Origin of the sequence: Streptococcus sp. LPB0220 (assembly GCF_008727815.1) — a bacterium.
GTDB lineage: Bacteria > Bacillota > Bacilli > Lactobacillales > Streptococcaceae > Streptococcus.
This window is the reverse complement of record NZ_CP044230.1, coordinates 143693-167500: the sequence shown is the minus strand read 5'-3', so window position 1 is coordinate 167500 and position 23808 is coordinate 143693. Positions and strand designations below refer to the sequence as shown.

Below are 23808 nucleotides of genomic sequence, written 5' to 3'. Positions count from 1 at the left end.
TACATTTTCGGCGCAGGGTCACTCGACTAGTGAGCTATTACGCACTCTTTGAATGAATAGCTGCTTCTAAGCTAACATCCTAGTTGTCTGTGCAACCCCACATCCTTTTCCACTTAACAATTATTTTGGGACCTTAGCTGGTGGTCTGGGCTGTTTCCCTTTCGACTACGGATCTTAGCACTCGCAGTCTGACTGCCGACCATAATTCATTGGCATTCGGAGTTTATCTGAGATTGGTAATCCGGGATGGACCCCTCACCCAAACAGTGCTCTACCTCCAAGAATCTTAATGTCGACGCTAGCCCTAAAGCTATTTCGGAGAGAACCAGCTATCTCCAAGTTCGTTTGGAATTTCTCCGCTACCCACAAGTCATCCAAGCACTTTTCAACGTGCCCTGGTTCGGTCCTCCAGTGAGTTTTACCTCACCTTCAACCTGCTCATGGGTAGGTCACATGGTTTCGGGTCTACGACATAATACTAATCCGCCCTATTCAGACTCGGTTTCCCTACGGCTCCGTCTCTTCAACTTAACCTCGCATCATATCGTAACTCGCCGGTTCATTCTACAAAAGGCACGCTCTCACCCATTAACGGGCTCGAACTTGTTGTAGGCACACGGTTTCAGGTTCTATTTCACTCCCCTCCCGGGGTGCTTTTCACCTTTCCCTCACGGTACTGGTTCACTATCGGTCACTAGAGAGTATTTAGGGTTGGGAGATGGTCCTCCCAGATTCCGACGGGATTTCTCGTGTCCCACCGTACTCAGGATACTGCTAGGTATAAAGACTATTTCGAATACGAGGCTCTTACTCTCTTTGGCTGACCTTCCCATGTCATTCTTCTATAATCTTTAAGTCCACATTGCAGTCCTACAACCCCGAGGAGTAAACTCCTCGGTTTGCCCTCCTGCCGTTTCGCTCGCCGCTACTCAGGCAATCGCTTTTGCTTTCTCTTCCTGCAGCTACTTAGATGTTTCAGTTCACTGCGTCTTCCTCTACCTATCCTTAACAGATAGGAGTACTAGCCATCAGCTAGTGGGTTCCCCCATTCGGACATCTCTGGATCGTCGCTTACTTACAGCTCCCCAAAGCATTTCGTCGTTTGTCACGTCCTTCTTCGGCTTCTAGTGCCAAGGCATCCACCGTGCGCCCTTATTAACTTAACCTTATTTTTGGTCTTGCGACCTAAACTCTTTAAATATTTACAGCGTTTCGGTTTATTTTCTTGTTACTATTTGATATAGATATTCAATTTTCAATGTTCAATCTTAACACTCCTTAAAGTGTTAATGGAGCCTAGCGGGATCGAACCGCTGACCTCCTGCGTGCAAAGCAGGCGCTCTCCCAGCTGAGCTAAGGCCCCACAAGACCTCTCAAAACTAAACAAGACCAACGTACAGGTTTCCTTTTCCTTAGAAAGGAGGTGATCCAGCCGCACCTTCCGATACGGCTACCTTGTTACGACTTCACCCCAATCATCTATCCCACCTTAGGCGGCTGGCTCCAAATGGTTACCTCACCGACTTCGGGTGTTACAAACTCTCGTGGTGTGACGGGCGGTGTGTACAAGGCCCGGGAACGTATTCACCGCGGCGTGCTGATCCGCGATTACTAGCGATTCCGACTTCATGTAGGCGAGTTGCAGCCTACAATCCGAACTGAGACTGGCTTTAAGAGATTAGCTTGTCGTCACCGACTCGCGACTCGTTGTACCAGCCATTGTAGCACGTGTGTAGCCCAGGTCATAAGGGGCATGATGATTTGACGTCATCCCCACCTTCCTCCGGTTTATTACCGGCAGTCTCGCTAGAGTGCCCAACTAAATGATGGCAACTAACAATAGGGGTTGCGCTCGTTGCGGGACTTAACCCAACATCTCACGACACGAGCTGACGACAACCATGCACCACCTGTCACCTCTGTCCCGAAGGAAAACTCTATCTCTAGAGCGGTCAGAGGGATGTCAAGACCTGGTAAGGTTCTTCGCGTTGCTTCGAATTAAACCACATGCTCCACCGCTTGTGCGGGCCCCCGTCAATTCCTTTGAGTTTCAACCTTGCGGTCGTACTCCCCAGGCGGAGTGCTTAATGCGTTAGCTGCGGCACTGAGTCCTGGAAAGGACCCAACACCTAGCACTCATCGTTTACGGCGTGGACTACCAGGGTATCTAATCCTGTTTGCTCCCCACGCTTTCGAGCCTCAGCGTCAGTTACAGACCAGAGAGCCGCTTTCGCCACCGGTGTTCCTCCATATATCTACGCATTTCACCGCTACACATGGAATTCCACTCTCCCCTTCTGCACTCAAGTTAAACAGTTTCCAAAGCGTACTATGGTTAAGCCACAGCCTTTAACTTCAGACTTATCTAACCGCCTGCGCTCGCTTTACGCCCAATAAATCCGGATAACGCTCGGGACCTACGTATTACCGCGGCTGCTGGCACGTAGTTAGCCGTCCCTTTCTGGTAAGTTACCGTCACAGTGTGAACTTTCCACTCTCACACTCGTTCTTCTCTTACAACAGAGCTTTACGATCCGAAAACCTTCTTCACTCACGCGGCGTTGCTCGGTCAGGGTTGCCCCCATTGCCGAAGATTCCCTACTGCTGCCTCCCGTAGGAGTCTGGGCCGTGTCTCAGTCCCAGTGTGGCCGATCACCCTCTCAGGTCGGCTATGTATCGTCGCCTTGGTGAGCCGTTACCTCACCAACTAGCTAATACAACGCAGGTCCATCTCTTAGTGATGCAATTGCACCTTTCAAATCATTATCATGCGATATCGACTTTTATGCGGTATTAGCTATCGTTTCCAATAGTTATCCCCCGCTAAGAGGCAGGTTACCTACGCGTTACTCACCCGTTCGCAACTCATCCAGAAGAGCAAGCTCCTCCTTCAGCGTTCTACTTGCATGTATTAGGCACGCCGCCAGCGTTCATCCTGAGCCAGGATCAAACTCTCATTAAAAGTTTGAGTTCTCACTCATTTCTGTCACTGACAGATTTATTGTTTTTTCATTGTTCAGTACTATAACCTTAGTTATAGCGCCCTGCACATTGGTTCGTCTTGTTCAGTTTTCAAAGGTCTTTGTCGCTCTCGCGCGACAACTATATTAGTATATCATGACCTTACCTTACTGTCAATACTTTTTCTTAAAAAAATTTATTTTTTTGAAAGTTTTTTTAAAAGTAATAAAGAAAAGCCTGTATTACAGGCTTTTCTATTATTCTAGTTCTTTGTTAATGATGAGAAATTTTTCTTCTCCGTAACCTCTTTTCATTAAACCTGCTTCAGCTATGTCTAGAAGATCTTTTGAAAAGGATTGGATCGCTTCTTTTTCTTCTTTACTTAGAATTTTCTTTGAATATTTCTTTCTAAGTTTTCGATAGTCCTGTTCTTCATTTTTAAAAAATGAAGAATCTTCTAAAAAGTTTTCCAGTTTTTCTAATTCTACAAACAAGCCCAGCTCAAAGGCTATCGGGGCAAAGGTGGTTTCTAATGCTTGTGTACAAACGCTTCTAAATTCCACAGTCCCACGAGCAGTTAAATCTTGAAATTGGTAACTTCGATGTTGTTTTAGATCTTCTTTTACAGGGTTAATGATCTTCGCATTTCCATCAGCCGTATAGGCTGTAATTTCTTTTTGATCTAGATAGTCCTCCACTCGAATTGGTTTAAAATAATAAGATTTCTCCTCTCTAGTTGCCGTAAAAATAGCCGTTCTAGCGAGATTATTAAAAAACTCTTCTTCGCTTTGGTAGTCCTTAGGATAAATCCCTACATTTTCCTTATAATAACCATGTAAGGATTCTTCCCAGAAAATATCTCTGGCAATTTTTGTATCCCAAGCCTCTGCTGAAAATTCTGAGTTAGAAAACAAATATGCTTTTGCTGCTTCAATTTTATTAAAGGCATTAATGATGCGAAGATAGTTATCGCGCCTTACATCCAATTGAACCTGGTTTCCGCATATAAATGCTCCGTACGAAGGATAAGAGTGTGTTTTCATCCCTGTACCATTCATTGCAAGGAAAGCCATTAACATCTTGTATCGTTCGATTTTCACTGGGCTATTATCATTTTCTTGCCACAGAGGATGGATTCCGTGCCCTTGGATTTCGTGATTATTTTCTTGCAAAATCGGTTGAATAATCTTCAAATAGGCCTCAAAACGTTTGGCCACCTCATTTATAGAACGAGCTCTCTCAAATGCAAATTCAATTGTATTGTAACTCAACTCGAATAGAATACGATCTTTAGAAGAGCAGTGAATCAATTGAATAGGATTTTGATCGTCATCTATTTTTTCAACTTCAAAATCTGATAAGTTGGCTAAGGTTCGAAAAAGATTTTTCGTCACCTCTATATTTGTTTTATTTCCATTTGTTTCTACAATCGGGAACTCTAATTCAACTCCGACAAAGAGTTCCGAATCCTCTTTCATATTACTAAGGTACTTCTCTTTTAGTAATTTAATTGCTTGTTGTTTTGTCATTGAATCCTTTTTCTTCTATTGGAGATATGGGTTTCATTATATCATTTTTTGTTATTCTCGACTACTCATGAAAAGCAAGACAAAACGCCTGCTTACGAAATTGTTTTAAATTAAAGCAATTTCGTAAACAAGCGTCTACCATTCATTCAATATGATGAGTGTTCCCGCTGGGGAAAATCCCCAGCGGTAGACCAGAGCTAGACTAAGAATAACAGTGTATTCCATCATCATAACACTCAACAAAATTGATGATATTATACCAATTCGATGATAGCCATTGGCGCAGCATCACCACGACGTGGTTCAGTTTTAAGGATACGAGTATATCCACCATTGCGCTCAGCATAACGAGGTGCTAATTCAGAGAACAATTTTTGAAGTGCAGTTGTTTCTGAGTATTTACCTGTTTCTTCATCAAAGTTTTGTGATGCAACTTCGTTACGTACGAATGCAGCAGCTTGACGACGTGCATGCAAATCACCACGTTTACCCAAAGTAATCATTTTTTCAACTGATTTACGGATTTCTTTCGCACGTGCTTCAGTTGTTACAATTGCTTCATTGATGATAAGATCTGTAGTCAAATCGCGAAGCATCGCTTTACGTTGAGAGCTAGTGCGTCCTAGTTTACGGTAAGCCATGTATTCCTCCTCTATTTATCGTTTTTTAACCCAAGGCCTAAGTCGGCAAGTTTGATTTTAACTTCTTCAAGACTCTTACGTCCCAAATTACGAACTTTCATCATTTCTGCTTCTGATTTTTCAGTCAAATCATAAACAGTATTAATGCCAGCACGTTTCAAACAGTTATATGAACGAACTGAAAGATCTAATTCTTCGATCGTACGTTCTAAAATGCGATCATCAGAAGTTGTATCCACTTCCTTCATAACATCTGTTGCAATAGCAATTTCAGTTAAGTTTGTGAATAGATTTAGGTGTTCTGTCAAAATACGAGCAGACAAACCTAAGGCATCTTCTGGAATGATTGTCCCATTTGTCAAAATTTCAAGGGTTAGCTTGTCAAAGCCATCGTTGCTACCAACGCGTGCTGGTTCAACTTGGTAATTGACTTTAGTCACTGGCGTATAGATTGAATCTACAGCAAGTGTTCCCACTGGTGCATCATCTTTTTTGTTTTGATCAGCTGGAACATAGCCACGTCCACTGTTTACAGTAAGCGTTGCTTTCAAAGATGCTCCTTCTCCGATTGTAAATAGATAATGATCAGGGTTTACAATTTCGATGTCACTATCAGTCAGAATATCTCCAGCAGTTACTTCTGCAGGTCCTTCTACATCAAGTTCAATAATCTTTTCGTCTTGGACGTAAGATTTAACGGCGATTCCTTTAACGTTAAGAATAATTTGCATAACGTCTTCACGGACTCCTGGAACGGTATCAAATTCGTGGAGTACACCTTCAATGTTGATTGAAGTGACAGCTGCACCTGGAAGTGAAGCCAGAAGTACACGACGAAGTGAGTTTCCAAGTGTTGTACCATAGCCACGTTCAAGTGGTTCTACGACAAACACGCCATAATCTTTGTTTTCATCAATTTTTGTTATATTTGGTTTTTCAAACTCAATCATTTGCTATACTCCCTCTTAAACGAAAAGCTGTGTAATTGTTGATGATTATACACGGCGACGTTTTGGAGGACGAGCACCATTGTGTGGTACAGGAGTTACATCGCGGATTGCAGTTACTTCAAGACCAGCAGCAGCAAGTGCACGAATAGCAGACTCACGACCTGAACCAGGACCTTTAACAGTTACTTCAACAGATTTAAGTCCGTGTTCTTGAGCAGCTTTTGCAGCAGCTTCTGATGCCATTTGAGCAGCAAATGGTGTAGATTTACGAGAACCTTTAAATCCAAGTGCACCTGCAGATGACCAAGCGATTGCGTTACCATGCACATCAGTAATCATAACAATTGTGTTGTTAAATGTAGCGTGAATATGAGCAATACCAGATTCGATATTCTTTTTCACACGACGTTTACGTGTTGGTTTAGCCAAGATTTTTACCTCCTTATTTTATTTTATTTTTTCTTACCTGCAATCGCAACAGCTTTACCTTTACGAGTGCGAGCATTGTTTTTAGTGTTTTGTCCACGAACTGGAAGTCCACGACGGTGACGGATACCACGGTATGAACCGATTTCCATCAAGCGTTTGATGTTCAAGTTTACTTCACGACGAAGGTCACCTTCAACTTTGATTGCGTCAACTTCACGACGGATAGCATCTTCTTGATCCGGTGTAAGATCGCGAACACGAATATCTTCAGAAACGCCTGCAGCAGCAAGGATTTTCTTAGATGTTGGAAGTCCGATACCGTACACATAAGTCAATGAAATTACTACACGTTTGTCATTTGGAATGTCAACTCCAGCAATACGAGCCATGTTTTCTCCTTTCTATCTTATCCTTGACGTTGTTTGTGTTTTGGATTTGCTGGGCAAATTACCATAACACGACCATTACGACGAATTACTTTACAGTATTCGCAAATTGGTTTGACCGATGGTCTTACTTTCATTTTTATCCCTCCAAGTTTTTCGATTATTTAAAGCGGTATGTGATACGTCCACGTGTCAAATCGTACGGACTCATCTCCACTGTAACACGATCTCCCGCTAAAATACGAATATAGTTTTTACGAATTTTACCAGAAACTGTTGCTAAAATCTGATGTCCATTTTCAAGTTCAACCGTAAACATAGCATTCGGCATAGTATCAACTACTTTACCTTCTACTTCAATCACATCGTCTTTTGCCACGCAAAAGTACCTCCATAAATTTCGATTCATTCCTCTGAGCACAGAGGTAACAATTATAAGTCAGACTAACTAATTGTATCACTTGTCGTCAAATATTGCAAGTGACTAAAACGTTTTTATTTTAAATTCTCCAAGACCTTTTGGATATCTTTGAAGACGTCGTTGATGTCTTGATTTCCTTCAATATCATGGACCAATCCTTTTGCACGGTAATGAGCAAGAATTGGCTCACCTTGAGCAATATTTACATCCAGACGGCGTTTCACTGTTTCTGGTTTGTCATCTTCACGTTGGTAATAGTCTTCTTCCTTGTAGTCAGCTGGTGGGTTGAATACTTTATGGAAGGTTTCACCTGTTTCACGATGGATGATGCGACCACTCAAGCGCTCGAGGAGACATGATGGATCCACTTCAATGTTGATCACTCCTTCAAGCTCCAAACCAAGGTCTACCAAGATTTGATCCAAGGCATGAGCTTGTTCAATCGTGCGAGGAAAACCGTCCAAAAGGAATCCTTTTTCCTTAATGTCGTCTTGAGCCAAACGTTCTTTTACAATCCCATTTGTCACATCATCGGGCACCAATTCACCTTTGTCGATGAATGATTTTGCCAATACACCCATTTCAGTTTGGTTAGCCATTGCTGCGCGGAACATATCTCCAGTGGAGATGTGCGCTACGTGAAACTCTTCAACGATTTTAGCTGCTTGAGTTCCTTTACCTGCTCCAGGCAACCCCATAATTAAAAGATTCATGATGAATTCTCCTTATTTTGTTTTTAAATGGAAGCAGGAGCGAATTCCTATTTCCATTTAAAAACAAAATAGAAGGCTGACAAAGTCAACCTTATTCTATTCTGTTGTTGTGTCCATAAATCCGACATACTTACGTTTTAATAAGTAGCCTTCTAATTGTTTCATTCCCTCAATACCTGTTGAAATAATGATTAACAAACTAGTTCCTCCAAGAGCAACTGCATCTGTCAAACCAAATAAATCTCGAGCTAGGATTGGAATGATGGTAATAAAGCCAAGGAATACTGATCCGACGCTTGCTAAACGACGTAGCAAACGAGACATAAACTCTTCTGTCCCCTTACCAGGGCGAACGCCTGGGATATAGGCACCACTCTTTTGAAGGTTTTCTGCCGTTTTTTCAGGATTGATCTGAACAAACGTGTAGAAGAAGGTGAAGAGAATGATCAATAAGGCATACATTGCCACACCAGTTGGTGTGTTTGTAGCCAACATGGCTTGAGCTGTTTTCACCCATCCTGCATTGTAACCCATAGCGCTAATCACTTGGAAAATTGCAGCAGGCGCTGCTGTAATCGAACTAGCGAAGATGACAGGAATAACTCCTGCTGGGTTTACTTTCAAAGGAAGGTAAGAACTTGATGGAGCTCCTTGTGCAATCTTTGTATATTGGATTGGAATCTTGTATTGTGCTTGCTCTACAAAGGTTGTAAAGTAAACAATAACCAAGACAGCAAGGATTAGTACCCCAACAAAAATGAGGGAATTGGTCATTTGACCAGAACGAACGTTCACAAATGCATTTTCATAGATTTCTTTAATCATCTCAGGAATCGATGACACAATCCCTGCAAAGATAATCATTGATACACCATTACCGTAGCCTTTATCTGTGATTTGTTCTCCAAGCCAAGTCACAATCATGGAACCGGTCGTTAGAATCGCACCGATTAATAGATAGGTCTTGGTATTTGGAGTTGCGACTAATTTCGCCTGAGACAAGGTGTGGAAGGTTGCTGTAATCCCGATGGATTGAACAAAGGCTAGAACCAAAGAAATATAGCGTGTTGCTTGGTTAAGCTTTCTTCGACCAACTTCCCCTTGTTTGCCCCATTCAACAAACTTAGGTAACAGATCCATTTGCAAAAGTTGCACGACGATCGAAGCTGTGATGTATGGGCTAACCCCTAATGCGAAAACTGAGAAGTTCCTCATGGCATTCCCAGAAACCAAACTGAGCATGTTCAAGAAGGACACATCTTGAAGGTTGTTCAGAATTTTCGCATTTACACCAGGCACTGTAATCGTGGTCCCAATGCGGAAAACAAGAATGATGAAGATCGTAAATAAAATCTTCGACCGTACTTGTTTCACCTTAAATGCATCTTTTAATAATTTAAAAAACATAGGTCACCTCACTTAGATGACTTCAACTGAACCACCTTTAGCAGTGATAGCTTCTTCAGCTGATTTAGAGAATTTAGCTGCTTTAACAGTCAACTTCTTAGTCAATTCTCCGTTACCAAGAATTTTGATACCTGATTTTTCAGCTTTTACAATTCCTGATTCTACAAGTACTACTGGAGTTACTTCAGCACCATCTTCAAAGGCGTTCAATTGATCAAGGTTCACAATAGCATATTCTTTAGCGTTGATGTTTGTAAATCCACGTTTTGGAAGACGACGGAACAATGGAGTTTGTCCACCTTCAAAACCAAGACGTACACCGCCACCGCTACGAGCTTTTTGACCTTTTTGACCACGGCCAGAAGTTTTACCATTACCAGATGAAGTACCACGACCAACACGGTTGCGGACTTTACGTGAACCTGTAGCAGGTTGTAATTCATGAAGTTTCATTATTAATTTTCTCCTCTTTTGTAAATTGCTAACGCATGTAATCAGGAAAAGGTGTCCTAACTACAAACTCGCCTATACTTATATTTAGTTTTAGGGGATGAGAACCTCTCATACCCCTGAAAACTTTGTTTCTATTTTTAAATAGATTATTTTACTTCTTCAACTGTTACCAAGTGAGATACAGCAGTGATCATACCACGTACTGCTGGGTTATCTTCTTTAATAACAGAGCTGTTCAATTTGCCAAGTCCAAGTGCTACAACAGTTTTACGTTGTGACGGGATGCGTCCGATTGGAGACTTAGTCAAAGTAATTTTAATTTGAGCCATTTGAATCTCCTTTCTTAAGCCAAGTCAGAAACTGAAATACCACGAAGGGCAGCAACTTCATCAGCGCGTTTCAATTGTGCCAAACCGTTAACAGTTGCACGAACGATGTTGATTGGAGTGTTTGATCCAAGTGATTTAGATGTAACATCTGCAATACCTGCCAATTCGACAACGGCACGAACTGCTCCACCTGCAGCAACCCCAGCCCCTTCGATAGCTGGTTTCAACAATACACGAGCTCCACCAAATACTGATGTTACTTCGTGTGGAATTGTTGTTCCAACCATAGGAACTTCGATCAAGTTTTTCTTAGCATCTTCAACAGCCTTACGGATTGCTTCTGGAACTTCTTGAGCTTTACCAGTACCAAATCCAACACGGCCATTACGGTCACCAACAACTACAAGAGCTGCAAAACGAAGACGACGTCCACCTTTAACAACTTTTGTTACACGGTTGATGGCAACTACGCGTTCTTCAAGTTCAACTGCATTATCTTTAAATGCCATTTTCTAGTGTCCTCCTATTAGAATTTCAATCCGTTTTCACGAGCTGCATCAGCCAAAGCTTTAACACGTCCGTGATATAGATATCCACCGCGGTCGAACACCACTTCAGAAATACCTTTAGCAACTGCACGTTCAGCAACAAGTTTGCCGACAACAACGGCTTGTTCAGTTTTAGTTCCTTTTGAAACTTCTTTGTCAAGAGTTGAAGCGCTTGCGAGCGTTACACCCGCTACGTCATCAATCACTTGAGCGTAGATGCCTGTATTAGAACGGAATACGTTCAAACGTGGGCGATCAGCAGTTCCAGAGAGTTTTCCGCGAACGCGACGGTGGCGTTTTTGACGGATTTTGTTTTTATCTGGTTTCGAAATCACAATTTTCACCTCTTAATTTTAAAATCATGTGCTAAGCACTGAGTTGGTAAGATGAAGGTTGGTTGAAAAACAACCAAACTACATTATTTACCTGTTTTACCTTCTTTGCGGCGAACGTATTCACCAACATAACGGATCCCTTTACCTTTGTATGGTTCAGGTGAACGAAGGCTACGTACATAAGCAGCTGTTTGACCAACTACTTCTTTTGAAATTCCGCTAACAACGATTGTTGTTGGGTTTGGAAGTTCAAAAGTAATTCCTTCTGGAGCTTCAACTTCATCTGGGTGTGATTTACCAACAGCCAAAACAAGTTTTGATCCTTGAAGTTGTGCACGGTATCCAACCCCGCGCATTTCAAGTTCTTTCTTGAATCCTTCTGATACACCAGTAACCATGTTGTTCAAAAGGGCACGAGTTGTTCCGTGGATTGTTTTCATTTCTTTTGAATCGTTTGGACGGTGAAGAGTTACTTCAGTACCTTCCACACGGATTTCAATATCTTTTGAGAACGTACGAGTAAGTTCTCCTTTAGGTCCTTTTACAGTTACAACGTTGTCATTGTTAGTGATTTCAACACCAGCAGGCAACACGATAACTTTATTACCAATACGTGACATGTTTTCTATTCTCCTGTTAAATTGTCAGGCCTTTGCGGGCCAGTTTTCACGGGGTTTAAATCTTTTTTGATTTAAAAGTTAATGTTTAGGTCTCAATTTCTAAGTGAATCAAGGCATCGTCTCGCAGACATAACTTTGGGTTAGGCAAGAGACAATAACGAAGAGTCACAACGAAATTGGGAGCTAAATATTACCAAACGTAAGCGATAACTTCTCCACCAACGTTCTTTTGGCGTGCCTCTTTATCAGTAAGCAAACCTTCAGAAGTTGAAAGGATAGCAATTCCAAGTCCGTTAAGAACTTTTGGAAGATCTTCACGTTTTTTGTAAACACGCAAACCTGGTTTAGATACACGTTTCAAGTTTGTGATAACTTTTTCACCGTTTTGTCCGTATTTCAAGAATACACGGATGATGCCTTGTTTGTCATCTTCGATGAATTCAACGTTTTTTACAAAACCTTCGCGTTTAAGGATTTCAGCAATCCCTTTTTTGATGTTTGATGCAGGTACTTCAAGTACTTCGTGTTTTGCTTGGTTAGCGTTACGAATACGTGTAAGGAAGTCTGCGATTGGGTCAGTCATAACCATTATAATTTCTCCTCTTACTAGTAGTTTGCAAGTTGCACTTGCTAGTTAATGATTGAGCTAGGCTCAGAAAGTTTTGATACATTCAAACAAGATAATCTCATTTGAACACGAGCTACAACCTGGGCAAAAAAGATAGATTTGTCTTGGAGCATCGCTCCTGCACCAAATCTCCTATTTTTGCTGGGGTTGTTACGCTCTTTGTATCATAGAATTACCAAGATGCTTTTGTGACACCTGGGATTTGACCTTTGTATGCCAATTCACGGAAGCAAACACGGCAAAGTTTAAACTTGCGGTAAACTGAGTGTGGACGTCCACAACGTTCACAGCGAGTGTATGCTTGAGTAGAGAACTTCGCTGGGCGTTTGTTCTTAGCAATCATTGATTTTTTAGCCATTAGTTTTACCTCCTATATTATTTTGCAAACGGCATACCGAGGCCAGTAAGCAATGCACGTGATTCTTCGTCTGTGTTCGCTGTAGTTACGATTACGATATCCAAACCACGAGTTTTATCAACATCATCAAAGTTGATTTCTGGGAAGATCAATTGTTCTTTCACACCAAGTGTGTAGTTTCCGCGTCCATCAAATGATTTTGTTGGAACACCATGGAAGTCACGTACACGTGGAAGTGAAACTGTTACCAATTTATCTAAGAATTCGTACATACGTTCACCACGAAGGGTAACTTTTGCACCGATCGCAACACCTTCACGAAGACGGAAGCCGGCGATTGATTTTTTAGCCTTAGTGATCAATGGTTTTTGACCTGAGATCAAAGCAAGCTCTTCAGCAGCTTTTTCAAGGTTTTTAGCATTTGATACTGCATCACCAACACCCATGTTCAAAACGATTTTATCAACTTTTGGCACAGCCATAACTGATGAATAGTTGAACTGTTCAGTCAATGATGGTACTACTTCATTAAGGTATTTTTCTTTTAAACGATTAGCCATTATACTTCTCCTTTCCTTCGTGATTAGTCAAGCACTTCGCCTGATTTTTTGTTGTAGCGAACTTTTTTGCCGTCTACAAATTTGTAGCCAACACGTCCAGCAACACCGTTTTTGTCCAAAACTTGAACGTTAGAAGCATGGATTGGAGCTTCTTTTTCAACGATTGCACCTTGAGGGTTTTCGTTATTTGGACGTTGGTGTTTCTTGATGATGTTTACACCTTCTACAACAACTTTATTTACTTTTGGAAGAGCAGTAAGAACAACAGCTTCTACGCCTTTGTCTTTACCAGCGATAACGCGAACTTTGTCGCCTTTTTTTACAAACATTTTATTCTCCTTTTATTCTTACGCCCGATGGGCACCCTGGCTGAGCCAGGGGACTGTGTTTGTTTTTGATTGATTAAAGTACTTCTGGAGCAAGTGATACGATCTTCATGAATCCACCGTCACGCAATTCACGTGCAACTGGGCCAAAGATACGAGTTCCGCGAGGAGTTTTGTCGTCACGGATGATCACTGCTGCATTTTCGTCGAACTTGATGTACGAACCATCTTTACGACGAGCACCTGATTTAGTACGAACGATAACAGCTTTTACAACGTCACCTTTCTTAACCGCACCACCAGGAGTAGCTTGTTTTACAGATGCAACGATTACATCACCGATGCTCGCGAATTTACGTTTTGAACCACCAAGAACTTTGATTGTCAAGATTTCGCGTGCGCCACTGTTGTCAGCGACTTTCAAACGAGTTTCTGTTTGAATCATTTACGTTTTCTCCTTTCAGGTATGATTAGATGATGACCGCTTTTTCAACGACTTCTACAAGACGGAAGCGTTTTGTAGCTGAAAGCGGACGAGTTTCCATGATACGAACGATATCGCCTTCTTTAGCAACATTGTTTTCATCATGAGCTTTGTATTTTTTAGAATAGTTGATACGTTTACCATAGACTGGGTGGTTACGTTTAGTTTCAACTACAACTGTGATTGTTTTGTCCATTTTGTCAGACACAACGCGTCCAACAAGAACTTTACGATTATTGCGTTCCATTGAAATTCTCCTTCCCTAGTCTATTATTTAGCTTCTGATTGAACAGTTTTGATGCTAGCGATTTGTTTTTTCACTTCTTTCAAACGTCCAGTTTGTTCCAATTGACCAGCGGCTGCTTGGAAACGAAGTTCAAACAATTCTTTCTTCAATTCATTTTCACGCTTCGCGAGTTCTTCTTGAGAAAGACCACGAAGTTCTTTAACAAATTCTTTTACTTCTGTAAGTTTCATGACCTCTCCTTATTCTGCTTCACGTTTCACAAATTTAGTTTTAACTGGCAATTTGTGGCTAGCAAGACGAAGCGCTTCGCGTGCGATCTCTTCAGATACACCAGCGATTTCGAACATCACTTTACCACGTTTAACTGGTGCTACCCAACCTTCAGGAGCCCCTTTACCAGATCCCATACGTACCCCGATAGCTTTAGCGGTGTATGATTTGTGTGGGAAAATCTTAATCCAAACTTTACCACCACGTTTCATGTAACGAGTCATGGCGATACGAGCAGCTTCGATTTGACGGTTTGTGATCCAGTGGCTGGTTGTAGCTTGAAGACCGTATTCACCGAATGCTACTTCTTTTCCACCTTTTGCTTCACCGCGCATTTTACCACGGAATTCGCGACGGTGTTTTACACGTTTAGGTACTAACATTGGTTATTTACCTCCTTTAGCGTCTTTACGAGCTGGAAGAACTTCACCACGGTAGATCCATACTTTAACACCAAGTTTACCGTAAGTAGTGTCTGCTTCTTCCCAAGCGTAATCGATATCAGCGCGAAGTGTGTGGAGTGGAACAGTTCCTTCAGAGTATCCTTCTGCACGGGCAATATCTGCACCGTTCAAACGACCTGATACTTGAGTTTTGATTCCTTTAGCTCCAGCACGCATAGCACGTTGGATCGCTTGTTTTTGTGCACGACGGAAAGCAACACGTTGTTCCAATTGACGAGCGATTCCTTCACCAACAAGGTGAGCATCCAAGTCAGGACGTTTGATCTCAATGATGTTGATGTGTACTTGTTTACCAGTCAATTTGTTAAGAGCTGCACGAAGTGCATCAACGTTTGCTCCACCTTTACCGATAACCATACCTGGTTTTGCAGTGTGAAGAGAAACGTTAACTTTGTTTACTGCGCGTTCGATTTCAATAGTTGAAACGGCTGCGTCAGCCAATTCTTTTTGAATGAATTTACGGATTGCAAGATCTTCATGAAGGTAATCCGCGTATTCTTTTTCAGCATACCATTTGGCATCCCAATCACGGATGATACCAACACGCATACCAATTGGATGTACTTTTTGACCCACGAGTTTACCTCCTTATTTTTCTGCAACAGCTACTGTGATGTGAGCTGTACGTTTGTTGATTGGTGAAGCTGAACCTTTCGCACGTGGACGGAAACGTTTCATTGTTGGTCCTTCGTTTGCGAATGCTTCAGATACTACCAAGTTAGCTTTTTCCAAACCAAAGTTGTTTTCAGCGTTTGCTACTGCTGAGTTCAACACTTTAAGGATGATCCCTGCAGCTTTGTTTGGTGTGAATGTCAAAATAGCGATGGCATCGGCTACGCTTTTACCACGGATGTTGTCAAGAACAAGACGTGATTTACGAGGTGAAACACGCACTGTACGAGCCATTGCTTTAGCTGAAGTAATTTCTGCCATTTATGTTCTCCTTATTTTCTACGTGTCTTCTTGTCGTCTGCCGCGTGACCTTTGTAAGTACGAGTTGGTGCAAATTCACCAAGCTTGTGACCTACCATGTCTTCTTGGATGTAAACAGGTACATGTTTACGTCCATCATAAACTGCGATAGTGTATCCGATGAAACTTGGGAAGATCGTTGAACGACGTGACCAAGTTTTAATTACTTTTTTCTTTTCGTCGTTTGCTTGAGCTTCAACTTTTTTCATCAAATGCTCATCGACGAAAGGTCCTTTTTTAAGACTACGTCCCATTTTGTAATTTTCTCCTTTAAAATTTAGTACCACAGCGGCTTGCGCTGCTATGCAGCGCTACCGAGCTGGCGGAAAGTGTAAGCTAGTTGCTTATGATTATTTTTGGTTGCGACGACGAACGATAAGTTTGTCAGATTTCGCTTTCTTGTTACGAGTTTTAAGACCAAGCGCAGGTTTACCCCAAGGAGTAGATGGCGCTTTACGTCCAACTGGTGCTTTACCTTCACCACCACCGTGTGGGTGATCATTCGGGTTCATTACAGAACCACGAACTGTAGGGCGAACACCTTTCCAGCGGTTACGTCCCGCTTTACCAAGGTTGACAAGTCCATGTTGTTCGTTTCCAACAACACCAACTGTAGCACGGCAAGTTCCAAGAATCATACGAACTTCGCCTGATTGAAGACGAACAAGTACATATTTACCTTCAGAACCCAATACTTGAGCAGAAGCTCCAGCAGCACGTACCAATTCTCCACCTTTACCAGGTTTCAATTCGATGTTGTGGATCAAAGTACCAACTGGGATGTTAGCAAGTGGAAGAGCGTTTCCGACTTTGATATCTGCTTCTGGTCCTGATACGATGCGTTGACCTACTTCAAGACCTTTAGGGGCGATGATGTAAGCTTTCACACCGTCAGTGTAGTGTACAAGCGCGATGTTAGCTGAGCGGTTTGGATCGTATTCGATCGTTTTAACGACTGCTTCAACTCCATCTTTGTTACGTTTGAAATCGATCAAACGGTAATGACGTTTGTGTCCACCACCTTGGTGACGAACAGTGATACGACCGTTGTTGTTACGACCTGCTTTGTTTTTAAGAGAAACAAGCAAAGTTTTCTCAGGTGTGTTTGTTGTGATTTCAGCGAAATCCAAAGAAGTCATATTACGGCGACCGTTTGTTGTTGGTTTATAAACACGAATTCCCACGATATTTCCTCCTTAGATTATTCAGCTTCAGTAGCAAACAACTCGATTGCTTTAGAATCAGCTGCAAGCGTGATGATAGCTTTTTTAGTTTTTGAAGTAAAACCAGTGTAACGTCCAACGCGTTTTGCTTTAGGTTTTACGTTTACAGTGTTCACATTCGCAACTTTTACACCTTCAAACGCAGCTTCAACAGCTTGTTTGATCAAAAGTTTGTGAGCGCGAGTGTCAACTTCGAATACATATTTGCCTGCCTCAAGTTGAGCCATTGACTTTTCAGTGATAACAGGTTTTTTGATAACATCATACAAATTCATTATGCAAGAACCTCCTCGATTTTAGAGATAGCTGCTTGAGTAACAAGAAGTTTGTCACTATTTGCGATGTCAAGAACACTTGCAGTTGTAGCAGTCGCAACTTTCACGTTTGGAAGGTTACGAGCTGAAAGAGCTGCGAATTCGTTTCCTTCTTCAAGAATAACAAGGACTTTAGAATCGATGCTCAAAGCTGCAAGAACTTTTGCAAATTCAGCAGTTTTTGGAGCTGTAAATTCAAGAGAATCAACGGCTACAAATTTGTTTTCAGCAACTTTTTCTGAGTAAACAGATTTAAGTGCAAGGCGACGAACTTTTTGAGGAAGTTTGTACGCATAGCTACGTGGAGTTGGTCCGAAGACAATTCCACCACCACGCCATTGTGGAGAGCGGATAGAACCTTGACGAGCACGTCCAGTTCCTTTTTGACGCCATGGTTTGCGTCCGCCACCTGAAACGGCTGAACGGTTTTTAACTGCGTGAGTTCCTTGACGAAGGCTAGCACGTTGGCTGATGATCACATCAAATACAACTGCTTGGTTTGGTTCGATACCAAAGATCGCATCGTTAAGAACAACTTCGCCCGCTTGTTTACCAGTTTGGTCGAATAATGTTACATTTGCCATTTTGACTGTATTCCCCTTTCCTTATTATTTACCAGCTTTAACTGCTGACTTGATAGTGATAAGAGATTTCTTAGCACCTGGTACGTTACCTTTGATAAGGATAACGTTCTTTTCTGGAACAACTTGTACAACTTCAAGGTTTTGAATTGTTACACGATCGCCACCCATACGTCCTGCAAGGTTTTTACCTTTGAATACGCGGTTAGGTGCAACAGGTCCCATAGAACCTGGACGACGGTGGTAACGAGAACCGTGAGCCATTGGTCCACGTGATTGTCCGTGGCGTTTGATAACACCTTGGAAACCTTTACCTTTAGAAGTACCAGTTACATCAACAATGTCTCCAGCTTCGAAAGTGTCAACTGTGATTTCAGCACCAACTTCCAAGCCTTCAACGTTTTTGAATTCACGAATGAAGCGCTTAGGAGCCGTGTTAGCTTTTGCTACATGTCCTTTAGCAGGTTTGTTGCTCAATACTTCGCGTTTGTCATCGAAACCAACTTGGATAGCGTTGTAACCATCTGTTTCAACAGTTTTAACTTGAAGAACAACGTTTGGAGTTGCTTCGATAACTGTTACAGGGATCAATTCGCCAGCTTCAGTGAAGATTTGAGTCATTCCCACTTTTTTCCCTAAGATTCCTTTTGTCATGAGAAAATAGTTCCTTTTCTATAGTTTTTTATTCAAAAAGTTTTTAACGAGCGTTTTTTATGCTCTGGATCAAGCTTTAAATTAAAGTTTGATTTCTACGTTTACACCACTTGGAAGATCCAATTTCATCAAAGCGTCAACTGTTTTTTGAGTTGGGTTGATGATGTCGATCAAACGTTTGTGTGTACGCATTTCGAATTGTTCGCGAGAATCTTTGTATTTGTGAGTCGCACGAATGATTGTGTAGAGGCTACGCTCAGTTGGAAGTGGGATTGGACCCGCAACTTGTGCACCTGTACGAGTAGCTGATTCTACGATTTTTGCAGCCGCTGTGTCGAGTGTACGGTGTTCGTACGCTTTCAAACGGATGCGGATTTTTTTGTTTGCCATCTTTTTCTCCTTTTCGTCTATTTAAGATAATAGGCTAGCTCCACAAGAAAACCGACGCGCGTTGCGTGGCAATGCAACCGAGCGTGTCGCAACCTCTTGCATCAAAGCTAATAGCTGTTTTTCACAGCACCATAGTAGTTTAACACAAACAAAGGCCCAATGCAAGGGATTTGAGAAGATTTTTTTCGTTTTTTTGATGAAAGTGTTTTCGAAAGAAATTGAGTGCTAAAAAAGTTGCTATTATATAGAAAAAAGTTCTACTTTTTCGTAGAACTTTTTAACGTAAAGAGATACGATGATTACATCTTTGATCTTTTCACTTTTTATTTATTGATTTTCAAGGCTGCTTTTATTTCACCAATTGTTGATGCAGTGCTTGTATCTTGAAATGACTTTAACTCTTTATTCCCTCTCTCATCAATAGTTTCAACTGGATTACTATAATCATTTGTGGAACTCGTTGTAAATCCACCGGATTCATCAGCGACAATTACTTTACTATCAGGTAAATTACCAAAATAATCATTTATTTCTTTTTCTGATTTACCACTCAAGAGTTTTTTATAAATTTGTATTGTTTGATTTTCCTTTTGATCAATTCCTGTTGATTCAGCAACGGCGTTTTTTTGTAATGCATACGATACAATCCCAATAGATAGAACTGTTGCTATTAGAGATATGATCTTTTTAGTTTGATTAGCCATTTTTTCACCTACTTTCTTAATACACTTATTATAGGTTTTTGATATATAGTTTAACAGGACAAAAATGTCCTGCTAATTATTTGATATCCTGTTGCCATTCCTGTTTTAGTTTTTTTAATAGCATATCTTCTTTAATCATTTCTGCAAAGTGTATAGCTGATTCGTAATACTTTTTAGCCTCTTTCTTATCATTCTTAAAACTAAGATAATATTTCCATTCGAACATATCTATCAAAGATTTTTTCTGATAGTCTTGAGTTCGTTCCATAATTTGGATTAACCTGTCTAATATTTCTCTAACTTTTTTATAATCACCTAATCTAAAAAACAACCCTAAAGCTAGAAAAAGTGTATCTCTCAATACAAATTGCTGATAGATCAATAATTCACCATCATCTACCAATAACCTTTGTACAATTTGCGGTAACAATTGCCATCCTGGATTACAGTATATGTCATCATCGTGTATCATTACTATTAAAAGTAATTTAATCAGCAATAGATCATTTAAGGTATATGTATTCTTCTTTTTTAGTTGATCAAGATAATCCTCCAATAAATGATTCCCAAGTTCAATCAATTCACTTTCATTAACATCGGATATAGTGGTTAAGATATCAACAATCAATTGCTCCTCTTCAGGCAAATCTTCATAATAATTCTCATATATGATTTCGAAACGTTTTTCCTCTTCATAAATCTTTCTTTTATCCGAATACGTCGTATTTCTTAATAATTGGTATTTTAAGTCTAAATATTCTTTTGGTAATTCTGTATAGTCTGGCATCAATGAAAATAAATTCATGTCTAGTCGTTCAGCTAAAAAATTTATCTTAGTTAATGTTGGTCTCGACAAGCCTGACTCTATTCGAGTTAATTGACGTACAGTCAACTCGCTCTCATCCTGACACAACTCTTCTTTGGTCATTCCTTTTTGTTTTCTATATTTTTTCACAAGAGTTGCAAATTTTCGAAGATCTTCTACCATAGTTATCGTCCTTCCTGAATACATTATACCCAATAACAAATTTGCTTACAACAATATCGATGCTCTATGAAATTTAATCAAAAAAGTTCTACTTTTTCGTAGAACTTTCTATTCTTTTTCAATACAAAATTGATCTTGTGATGTATTGACCAGGATATCTGCTTCACCTTCCATAGGTTGGTAGTACTGATGGTATTGTTCTCGCCTGATCTGGTGAGTTCGATAGATGAAGTCCATTTCTCGATTTCGTTGGGCAACGTCTCTACTTAATCGTCTTTCTAGTTCCGTATGATCATCTGTGTAAAAACAAATGGTTTGATCAAACAAAGACTTGGGTAAAAAAGCTACTGACATCCCTTCTACGATGAGAATGGGCTTGTTGCCAGATAATATGTGGCTTGGAGACCATGGCTGATCAATCGTTCGTATATCCATTCCCGCTTGAAGGGCTTGAATATCTCGTTCTAGACTAGCTAATTCGTGGGCACTCGACAGACATGCGGTCACTTTTTGACCTGGGGAGTCTTTTGGTACAACCAATCCTCTTGGACTTCCAATAACATAGGGATCTGTCTCTAAAAGATTAACTTTCATGAGGTCCAATCGCTCACAGAGTGCTTTTGCAAAGGTTGTTTTTCCTGAACCACCATGACCATAGATCCCAATGGTCTGCCATTCTTTTGCCTGGATCTTTTTTACCAAGGAGTCTAATAGTCTTTCGCGATCCATCCTAGAAATTCCGTCCTGATTTGTTATATCCATATTTTTCGACGAAATGCTCCCGGAATTCTAAGAGATTGTCATCCATGATGGCTTGACGGACCTGCTTCATAAGGTTGATCAAGAAATAGAGGTTATGATAGCTTGTCAAGCGAATGCCGAAGGTCTCATCTGCCTTTAGGAGGTGGCGAAGATAAGCTCGGGTGTAATTCTTACAAGTGTAGCAATCACATTCAGGATCCAGCGGTGTAAAATCTTCTGCAAATTGAGCATTTTTCACTACCAGGCGTCCTTGACTAGTCATACAGGTACCATTTCGAGCGATCCGCGTCGGCAAGACACAGTCAAACATATCCACACCACGAATCACCCCATCGATCAGACTGTCTGGAGCTCCTACTCCCATGAGATAACGCGGCTTGTTCTCTGGTAAGAGCGGAGTTGTGAAATCAAGTACTGCATTCATCTCTTCATGGCTTTCACCAACAGCTAACCCACCAATAGAATAACCTGGAAAGTCCATGCTGACAAGATCCTGGGCGGACTGACGGCGCAAGTCTTCAAAACCAGCCCCTTGGACAATCCCGAACAGACCTTGATCATGAGGGCGACGGTGAGCTTTTAGCCCACGTTCTGCCCAACGGCTGGTCCGTTCGATTGATTTTTTCACATAATCATAAGGCTGATAGAACTGAGGACATTCGTCAAAGGACATCATGATGTCACTGCCTAGATTGTTTTGGATGGAAATAGCCTTTTCTGGAGAAAGGAACATCTTCGAGCCGTTGAGGTGGTTTTTAAAGGTCACCCCTTCTTCGGTGATATTGCGGCTATCCGCTAGTGAATAGACTTGGAAACCTCCACTATCTGTCAAAATTGGCTGATCCCAGTTCATGAACTGATGCAATCCTCCTGCTTTTGCGACTAGATCATCCCCCGGACGAAGCCAAAGATGATAGGTGTTGGCCAAGATAATTCCGGAACCCATCTCCTTGAGTTCTTCTGGCGATTGGGTCTTGACGGTTGCCTGAGTCCCTACGGGCATAAACATTGGGGTTGGGAAGGTCCCGTGAGGGGTGATAATTTCTCCCAGACGAGCACCTGTATGCTTTTCTTTTTTGATTAATCGATATTGAATCGGTGAATCTGTCATGGTTACCTCCGTACTGGGAAAAACAGTCCCAGCCTTCTTATTCCTGTCACAGTTTTCCTGTGAGCACCTGTAGATTGTACCAAATTTTACCGGCTCTGTCACGGACTTATGTTATAATAAAAAGTACTACTATGAAGAGAGTGTCATCTATGAACCTTAAATTGATTCGCCTCCGGGCACGTACCATGCAAGTCCAGCATCCGGGCTTAGCTATCCTTTTTGCTCTTCCGGTCCTGTTGACCATTCTTGCTAACTTCCTCTTAAGTGGGCAAGATCTGGTCGATCTACTACCGGATATGACCTTGCAGCAAGCAAGTATCTACATGATCCAGCGGCAACTCTTTCCTTCTGTCGTCTCCTTTGTCATCTCCATTTTAGTGTTCGGTGCGACTTTTAGCTATTTAGATACGATTAATCCCAAGATCGAACACCGAACACGTGTCTTAGATATCTTTAAACAAGATCGCTTTACCTCTGTATTTGCCACCTTGATCTTGAAGCAAGCCGTCCTCTTTTTATGGGGACTCATCCTCTATGTGGGGAGTCTCATCAGCACCTACGCCAGCATTCGATTTTTAGCGATTTACGACAAGGTGAGCAACCCTAGCACTTTGAGTGCTTCCAGTCCTGAATTTCAATCTCTCATGCAACAAATGCCTCTGATGACTGCTGGTGTCGCACTCGGCCTGATCGGCCTCCTCTTTTACCTGCCACAATACTACAGTCTCAGCTTGGTCGAATTGATCCTCTATGAGCAATTACGAGACGGCGACTACAAGGGAGCCTTTGGAGTGCTTCGCCAAAGTCGTGAAACCATGAAAGGCTTTCGCAGCAATCGCTTGGTGCTCGACCTAACCTTGATTGGTTGGTACTTCTTGAATTACTTCACGCGCGATGTCATCGGCTTTTATACCATGCCTTACTTTATCAACTGCCAAATTGCCTTTTACGATCAAATCAAGCAGATCAAACAAGGGCCGCGCCATTTTACAGGCCATCCAAGCCATGAAACTGAATAAGAGTAAGAAGAAAACCCCAGCTTGCTGGGGT

The 23808-nt window shown here is 41.5% G+C and carries 35 protein-coding genes, 1 tRNA gene and 2 rRNA genes (1 of these 38 running past the window's edge); 1 reads left to right on the top strand and 37 read right to left on the bottom strand.

Features of this window, described 5'->3' with window-relative positions:
• The 37 genes from LPB220_RS00990 to tgt all read right to left on the bottom strand — a co-directional run.
• Nucleotides 1–1166: ribosomal RNA gene (locus LPB220_RS00990) — 23S ribosomal RNA — on the bottom strand (it extends 1734 nt beyond the left edge of the window).
• Between the two features lie 124 nt (nucleotides 1167–1290).
• Nucleotides 1291–1363, bottom strand: a tRNA-Ala gene (locus tag LPB220_RS00985).
• 53 nt (nucleotides 1364–1416) lie between these two features.
• A 16S ribosomal RNA gene (locus tag LPB220_RS00980) occupies nucleotides 1417–2962 on the bottom strand.
• Together the 16S and 23S rRNA genes with 1 tRNA gene alongside form the textbook arrangement of a ribosomal RNA operon.
• A gap of 256 nt (nucleotides 2963–3218) precedes the next feature.
• Complete coding sequence (locus LPB220_RS00975; protein WP_150905109.1) at nucleotides 3219–4490, bottom strand: gamma-glutamylcysteine synthetase; 1272 nt, start codon at nucleotides 4488–4490, stop codon at nucleotides 3219–3221.
• A gap of 254 nt (nucleotides 4491–4744) precedes the next feature.
• The gene (rplQ, locus tag LPB220_RS00970) at nucleotides 4745–5131 is read right to left on the bottom strand and encodes a 50S ribosomal protein L17 (protein ID WP_003002399.1); all 387 of its coding nucleotides are present in this window, start codon (nucleotides 5129–5131) and stop codon (nucleotides 4745–4747) included.
• Nucleotides 5132–5142: 11 nt separating this feature from the next.
• Nucleotides 5143–6081 carry a DNA-directed RNA polymerase subunit alpha gene (locus LPB220_RS00965; protein WP_003009635.1) on the bottom strand — a complete coding sequence of 313 codons (939 nt, stop codon included), beginning with the start codon at nucleotides 6079–6081 and terminating at the stop codon, nucleotides 5143–5145.
• Nucleotides 6082–6126: 45 nt separating this feature from the next.
• On the bottom strand, nucleotides 6127–6510 hold the full coding sequence (gene rpsK, locus LPB220_RS00960) for a 30S ribosomal protein S11 (protein WP_003002390.1): 384 nt from the start codon (nucleotides 6508–6510) through the stop codon (nucleotides 6127–6129).
• 23 nt (nucleotides 6511–6533) lie between these two features.
• A complete protein-coding gene (gene rpsM, locus LPB220_RS00955; RefSeq protein WP_003009631.1) occupies nucleotides 6534–6899 on the bottom strand; it encodes a 30S ribosomal protein S13 in 366 nt (121 codons plus the stop codon).
• A 17-nt stretch (nucleotides 6900–6916) separates the two neighbouring features.
• Nucleotides 6917–7033 (bottom strand): 50S ribosomal protein L36, encoded by a 117-nt coding sequence (gene rpmJ / locus LPB220_RS00950; RefSeq protein WP_001808836.1) that lies wholly within the window; start codon nucleotides 7031–7033, stop codon nucleotides 6917–6919.
• A 23-nt stretch (nucleotides 7034–7056) separates the two neighbouring features.
• Complete coding sequence (infA, locus tag LPB220_RS00945; protein WP_001029883.1) at nucleotides 7057–7275, bottom strand: translation initiation factor IF-1; 219 nt, start codon at nucleotides 7273–7275, stop codon at nucleotides 7057–7059.
• Between the two features lie 116 nt (nucleotides 7276–7391).
• On the bottom strand, nucleotides 7392–8030 hold the full coding sequence (locus LPB220_RS00940; RefSeq protein WP_003009627.1) for an adenylate kinase: 639 nt from the start codon (nucleotides 8028–8030) through the stop codon (nucleotides 7392–7394).
• A 96-nt stretch (nucleotides 8031–8126) separates the two neighbouring features.
• Nucleotides 8127–9437, bottom strand: coding sequence for a preprotein translocase subunit SecY (secY, locus tag LPB220_RS00935; protein ID WP_023920186.1), 1311 nt, complete (start codon nucleotides 9435–9437; stop codon nucleotides 8127–8129).
• 12 nt (nucleotides 9438–9449) lie between these two features.
• Nucleotides 9450–9890 carry a 50S ribosomal protein L15 gene (gene rplO / locus LPB220_RS00930; protein WP_003002405.1) on the bottom strand — a complete coding sequence of 147 codons (441 nt, stop codon included), beginning with the start codon at nucleotides 9888–9890 and terminating at the stop codon, nucleotides 9450–9452.
• Between the two features lie 146 nt (nucleotides 9891–10036).
• On the bottom strand, nucleotides 10037–10219 hold the full coding sequence (gene rpmD / locus LPB220_RS00925) for a 50S ribosomal protein L30 (protein ID WP_002894509.1): 183 nt from the start codon (nucleotides 10217–10219) through the stop codon (nucleotides 10037–10039).
• 14 nt (nucleotides 10220–10233) lie between these two features.
• Nucleotides 10234–10728, bottom strand: a complete 495-nt coding sequence (gene rpsE / locus LPB220_RS00920; RefSeq protein WP_003009617.1) for a 30S ribosomal protein S5 — start codon at nucleotides 10726–10728, stop codon at nucleotides 10234–10236.
• Nucleotides 10729–10745: 17 nt separating this feature from the next.
• On the bottom strand, nucleotides 10746–11102 hold the full coding sequence (gene rplR, locus LPB220_RS00915) for a 50S ribosomal protein L18 (protein ID WP_003010871.1): 357 nt from the start codon (nucleotides 11100–11102) through the stop codon (nucleotides 10746–10748).
• Nucleotides 11103–11185: 83 nt separating this feature from the next.
• On the bottom strand, nucleotides 11186–11722 hold the full coding sequence (gene rplF / locus LPB220_RS00910) for a 50S ribosomal protein L6 (protein ID WP_003010839.1): 537 nt from the start codon (nucleotides 11720–11722) through the stop codon (nucleotides 11186–11188).
• A gap of 190 nt (nucleotides 11723–11912) precedes the next feature.
• Nucleotides 11913–12311 (bottom strand): 30S ribosomal protein S8, encoded by a 399-nt coding sequence (gene rpsH / locus LPB220_RS00905; RefSeq protein ID WP_003010897.1) that lies wholly within the window; start codon nucleotides 12309–12311, stop codon nucleotides 11913–11915.
• A gap of 211 nt (nucleotides 12312–12522) precedes the next feature.
• Nucleotides 12523–12708, bottom strand: coding sequence for a type Z 30S ribosomal protein S14 (locus tag LPB220_RS00900; RefSeq protein WP_001085699.1), 186 nt, complete (start codon nucleotides 12706–12708; stop codon nucleotides 12523–12525).
• Nucleotides 12709–12725: 17 nt separating this feature from the next.
• The gene (gene rplE / locus LPB220_RS00895; protein WP_003009606.1) at nucleotides 12726–13268 is read right to left on the bottom strand and encodes a 50S ribosomal protein L5; all 543 of its coding nucleotides are present in this window, start codon (nucleotides 13266–13268) and stop codon (nucleotides 12726–12728) included.
• Between the two features lie 23 nt (nucleotides 13269–13291).
• Nucleotides 13292–13597 carry a 50S ribosomal protein L24 gene (gene rplX, locus LPB220_RS00890; RefSeq protein ID WP_003002315.1) on the bottom strand — a complete coding sequence of 102 codons (306 nt, stop codon included), beginning with the start codon at nucleotides 13595–13597 and terminating at the stop codon, nucleotides 13292–13294.
• Nucleotides 13598–13670: 73 nt separating this feature from the next.
• A complete protein-coding gene (gene rplN / locus LPB220_RS00885; RefSeq protein ID WP_003002384.1) occupies nucleotides 13671–14039 on the bottom strand; it encodes a 50S ribosomal protein L14 in 369 nt (122 codons plus the stop codon).
• Nucleotides 14040–14064: 25 nt separating this feature from the next.
• Entirely contained in the window at nucleotides 14065–14325 is a 261-nt protein-coding gene (gene rpsQ, locus LPB220_RS00880; protein ID WP_003009600.1) for a 30S ribosomal protein S17, read from the bottom strand.
• Nucleotides 14326–14348: 23 nt separating this feature from the next.
• The gene (gene rpmC, locus LPB220_RS00875) at nucleotides 14349–14555 is read right to left on the bottom strand and encodes a 50S ribosomal protein L29 (protein WP_150905107.1); all 207 of its coding nucleotides are present in this window, start codon (nucleotides 14553–14555) and stop codon (nucleotides 14349–14351) included.
• 9 nt (nucleotides 14556–14564) lie between these two features.
• Entirely contained in the window at nucleotides 14565–14978 is a 414-nt protein-coding gene (rplP, locus tag LPB220_RS00870; RefSeq protein WP_000960947.1) for a 50S ribosomal protein L16, read from the bottom strand.
• 3 nt (nucleotides 14979–14981) lie between these two features.
• On the bottom strand, nucleotides 14982–15635 hold the full coding sequence (gene rpsC / locus LPB220_RS00865) for a 30S ribosomal protein S3 (RefSeq protein WP_003002336.1): 654 nt from the start codon (nucleotides 15633–15635) through the stop codon (nucleotides 14982–14984).
• A gap of 12 nt (nucleotides 15636–15647) precedes the next feature.
• Complete coding sequence (gene rplV / locus LPB220_RS00860; protein WP_000818139.1) at nucleotides 15648–15992, bottom strand: 50S ribosomal protein L22; 345 nt, start codon at nucleotides 15990–15992, stop codon at nucleotides 15648–15650.
• Nucleotides 15993–16003: 11 nt separating this feature from the next.
• Nucleotides 16004–16285, bottom strand: a complete 282-nt coding sequence (gene rpsS, locus LPB220_RS00855; protein ID WP_000533766.1) for a 30S ribosomal protein S19 — start codon at nucleotides 16283–16285, stop codon at nucleotides 16004–16006.
• A gap of 96 nt (nucleotides 16286–16381) precedes the next feature.
• A complete protein-coding gene (rplB, locus tag LPB220_RS00850) occupies nucleotides 16382–17215 on the bottom strand; it encodes a 50S ribosomal protein L2 (protein ID WP_000512900.1) in 834 nt (277 codons plus the stop codon).
• A 17-nt stretch (nucleotides 17216–17232) separates the two neighbouring features.
• Nucleotides 17233–17529 carry a 50S ribosomal protein L23 gene (locus LPB220_RS00845; RefSeq protein ID WP_003009593.1) on the bottom strand — a complete coding sequence of 99 codons (297 nt, stop codon included), beginning with the start codon at nucleotides 17527–17529 and terminating at the stop codon, nucleotides 17233–17235.
• On the bottom strand, nucleotides 17529–18152 hold the full coding sequence (gene rplD / locus LPB220_RS00840; RefSeq protein ID WP_003009591.1) for a 50S ribosomal protein L4: 624 nt from the start codon (nucleotides 18150–18152) through the stop codon (nucleotides 17529–17531). Before rplD ends, LPB220_RS00845 begins: the two co-directional genes overlap by 1 nt.
• Nucleotides 18153–18176: 24 nt before the next feature.
• On the bottom strand, nucleotides 18177–18803 hold the full coding sequence (gene rplC, locus LPB220_RS00835) for a 50S ribosomal protein L3 (RefSeq protein ID WP_003010846.1): 627 nt from the start codon (nucleotides 18801–18803) through the stop codon (nucleotides 18177–18179).
• Nucleotides 18804–18884: 81 nt separating this feature from the next.
• On the bottom strand, nucleotides 18885–19193 hold the full coding sequence (gene rpsJ, locus LPB220_RS00830) for a 30S ribosomal protein S10 (RefSeq protein ID WP_003009585.1): 309 nt from the start codon (nucleotides 19191–19193) through the stop codon (nucleotides 18885–18887).
• A gap of 323 nt (nucleotides 19194–19516) precedes the next feature.
• Nucleotides 19517–19897, bottom strand: a complete 381-nt coding sequence (locus tag LPB220_RS00825; RefSeq protein WP_150905105.1) for a hypothetical protein — start codon at nucleotides 19895–19897, stop codon at nucleotides 19517–19519.
• Between the two features lie 76 nt (nucleotides 19898–19973).
• Nucleotides 19974–20885, bottom strand: a complete 912-nt coding sequence (locus tag LPB220_RS00820) for a helix-turn-helix domain-containing protein (protein ID WP_191904612.1) — start codon at nucleotides 20883–20885, stop codon at nucleotides 19974–19976.
• 108 nt (nucleotides 20886–20993) lie between these two features.
• Entirely contained in the window at nucleotides 20994–21614 is a 621-nt protein-coding gene (locus tag LPB220_RS00815; RefSeq protein WP_150905101.1) for a uridine kinase, read from the bottom strand.
• A 1-nt stretch (nucleotide 21615) separates the two neighbouring features.
• Nucleotides 21616–22758 (bottom strand): tRNA guanosine(34) transglycosylase Tgt, encoded by a 1143-nt coding sequence (gene tgt / locus LPB220_RS00810; RefSeq protein WP_129299720.1) that lies wholly within the window; start codon nucleotides 22756–22758, stop codon nucleotides 21616–21618.
• A gap of 149 nt (nucleotides 22759–22907) precedes the next feature.
• Between tgt and LPB220_RS00805 the strand changes: the two genes are divergently transcribed.
• A complete protein-coding gene (locus LPB220_RS00805) occupies nucleotides 22908–23777 on the top strand; it encodes a DUF975 family protein (RefSeq protein WP_150905099.1) in 870 nt (289 codons plus the stop codon).
• The last annotated feature ends 31 nt before the right edge of the window (nucleotides 23778–23808 follow it).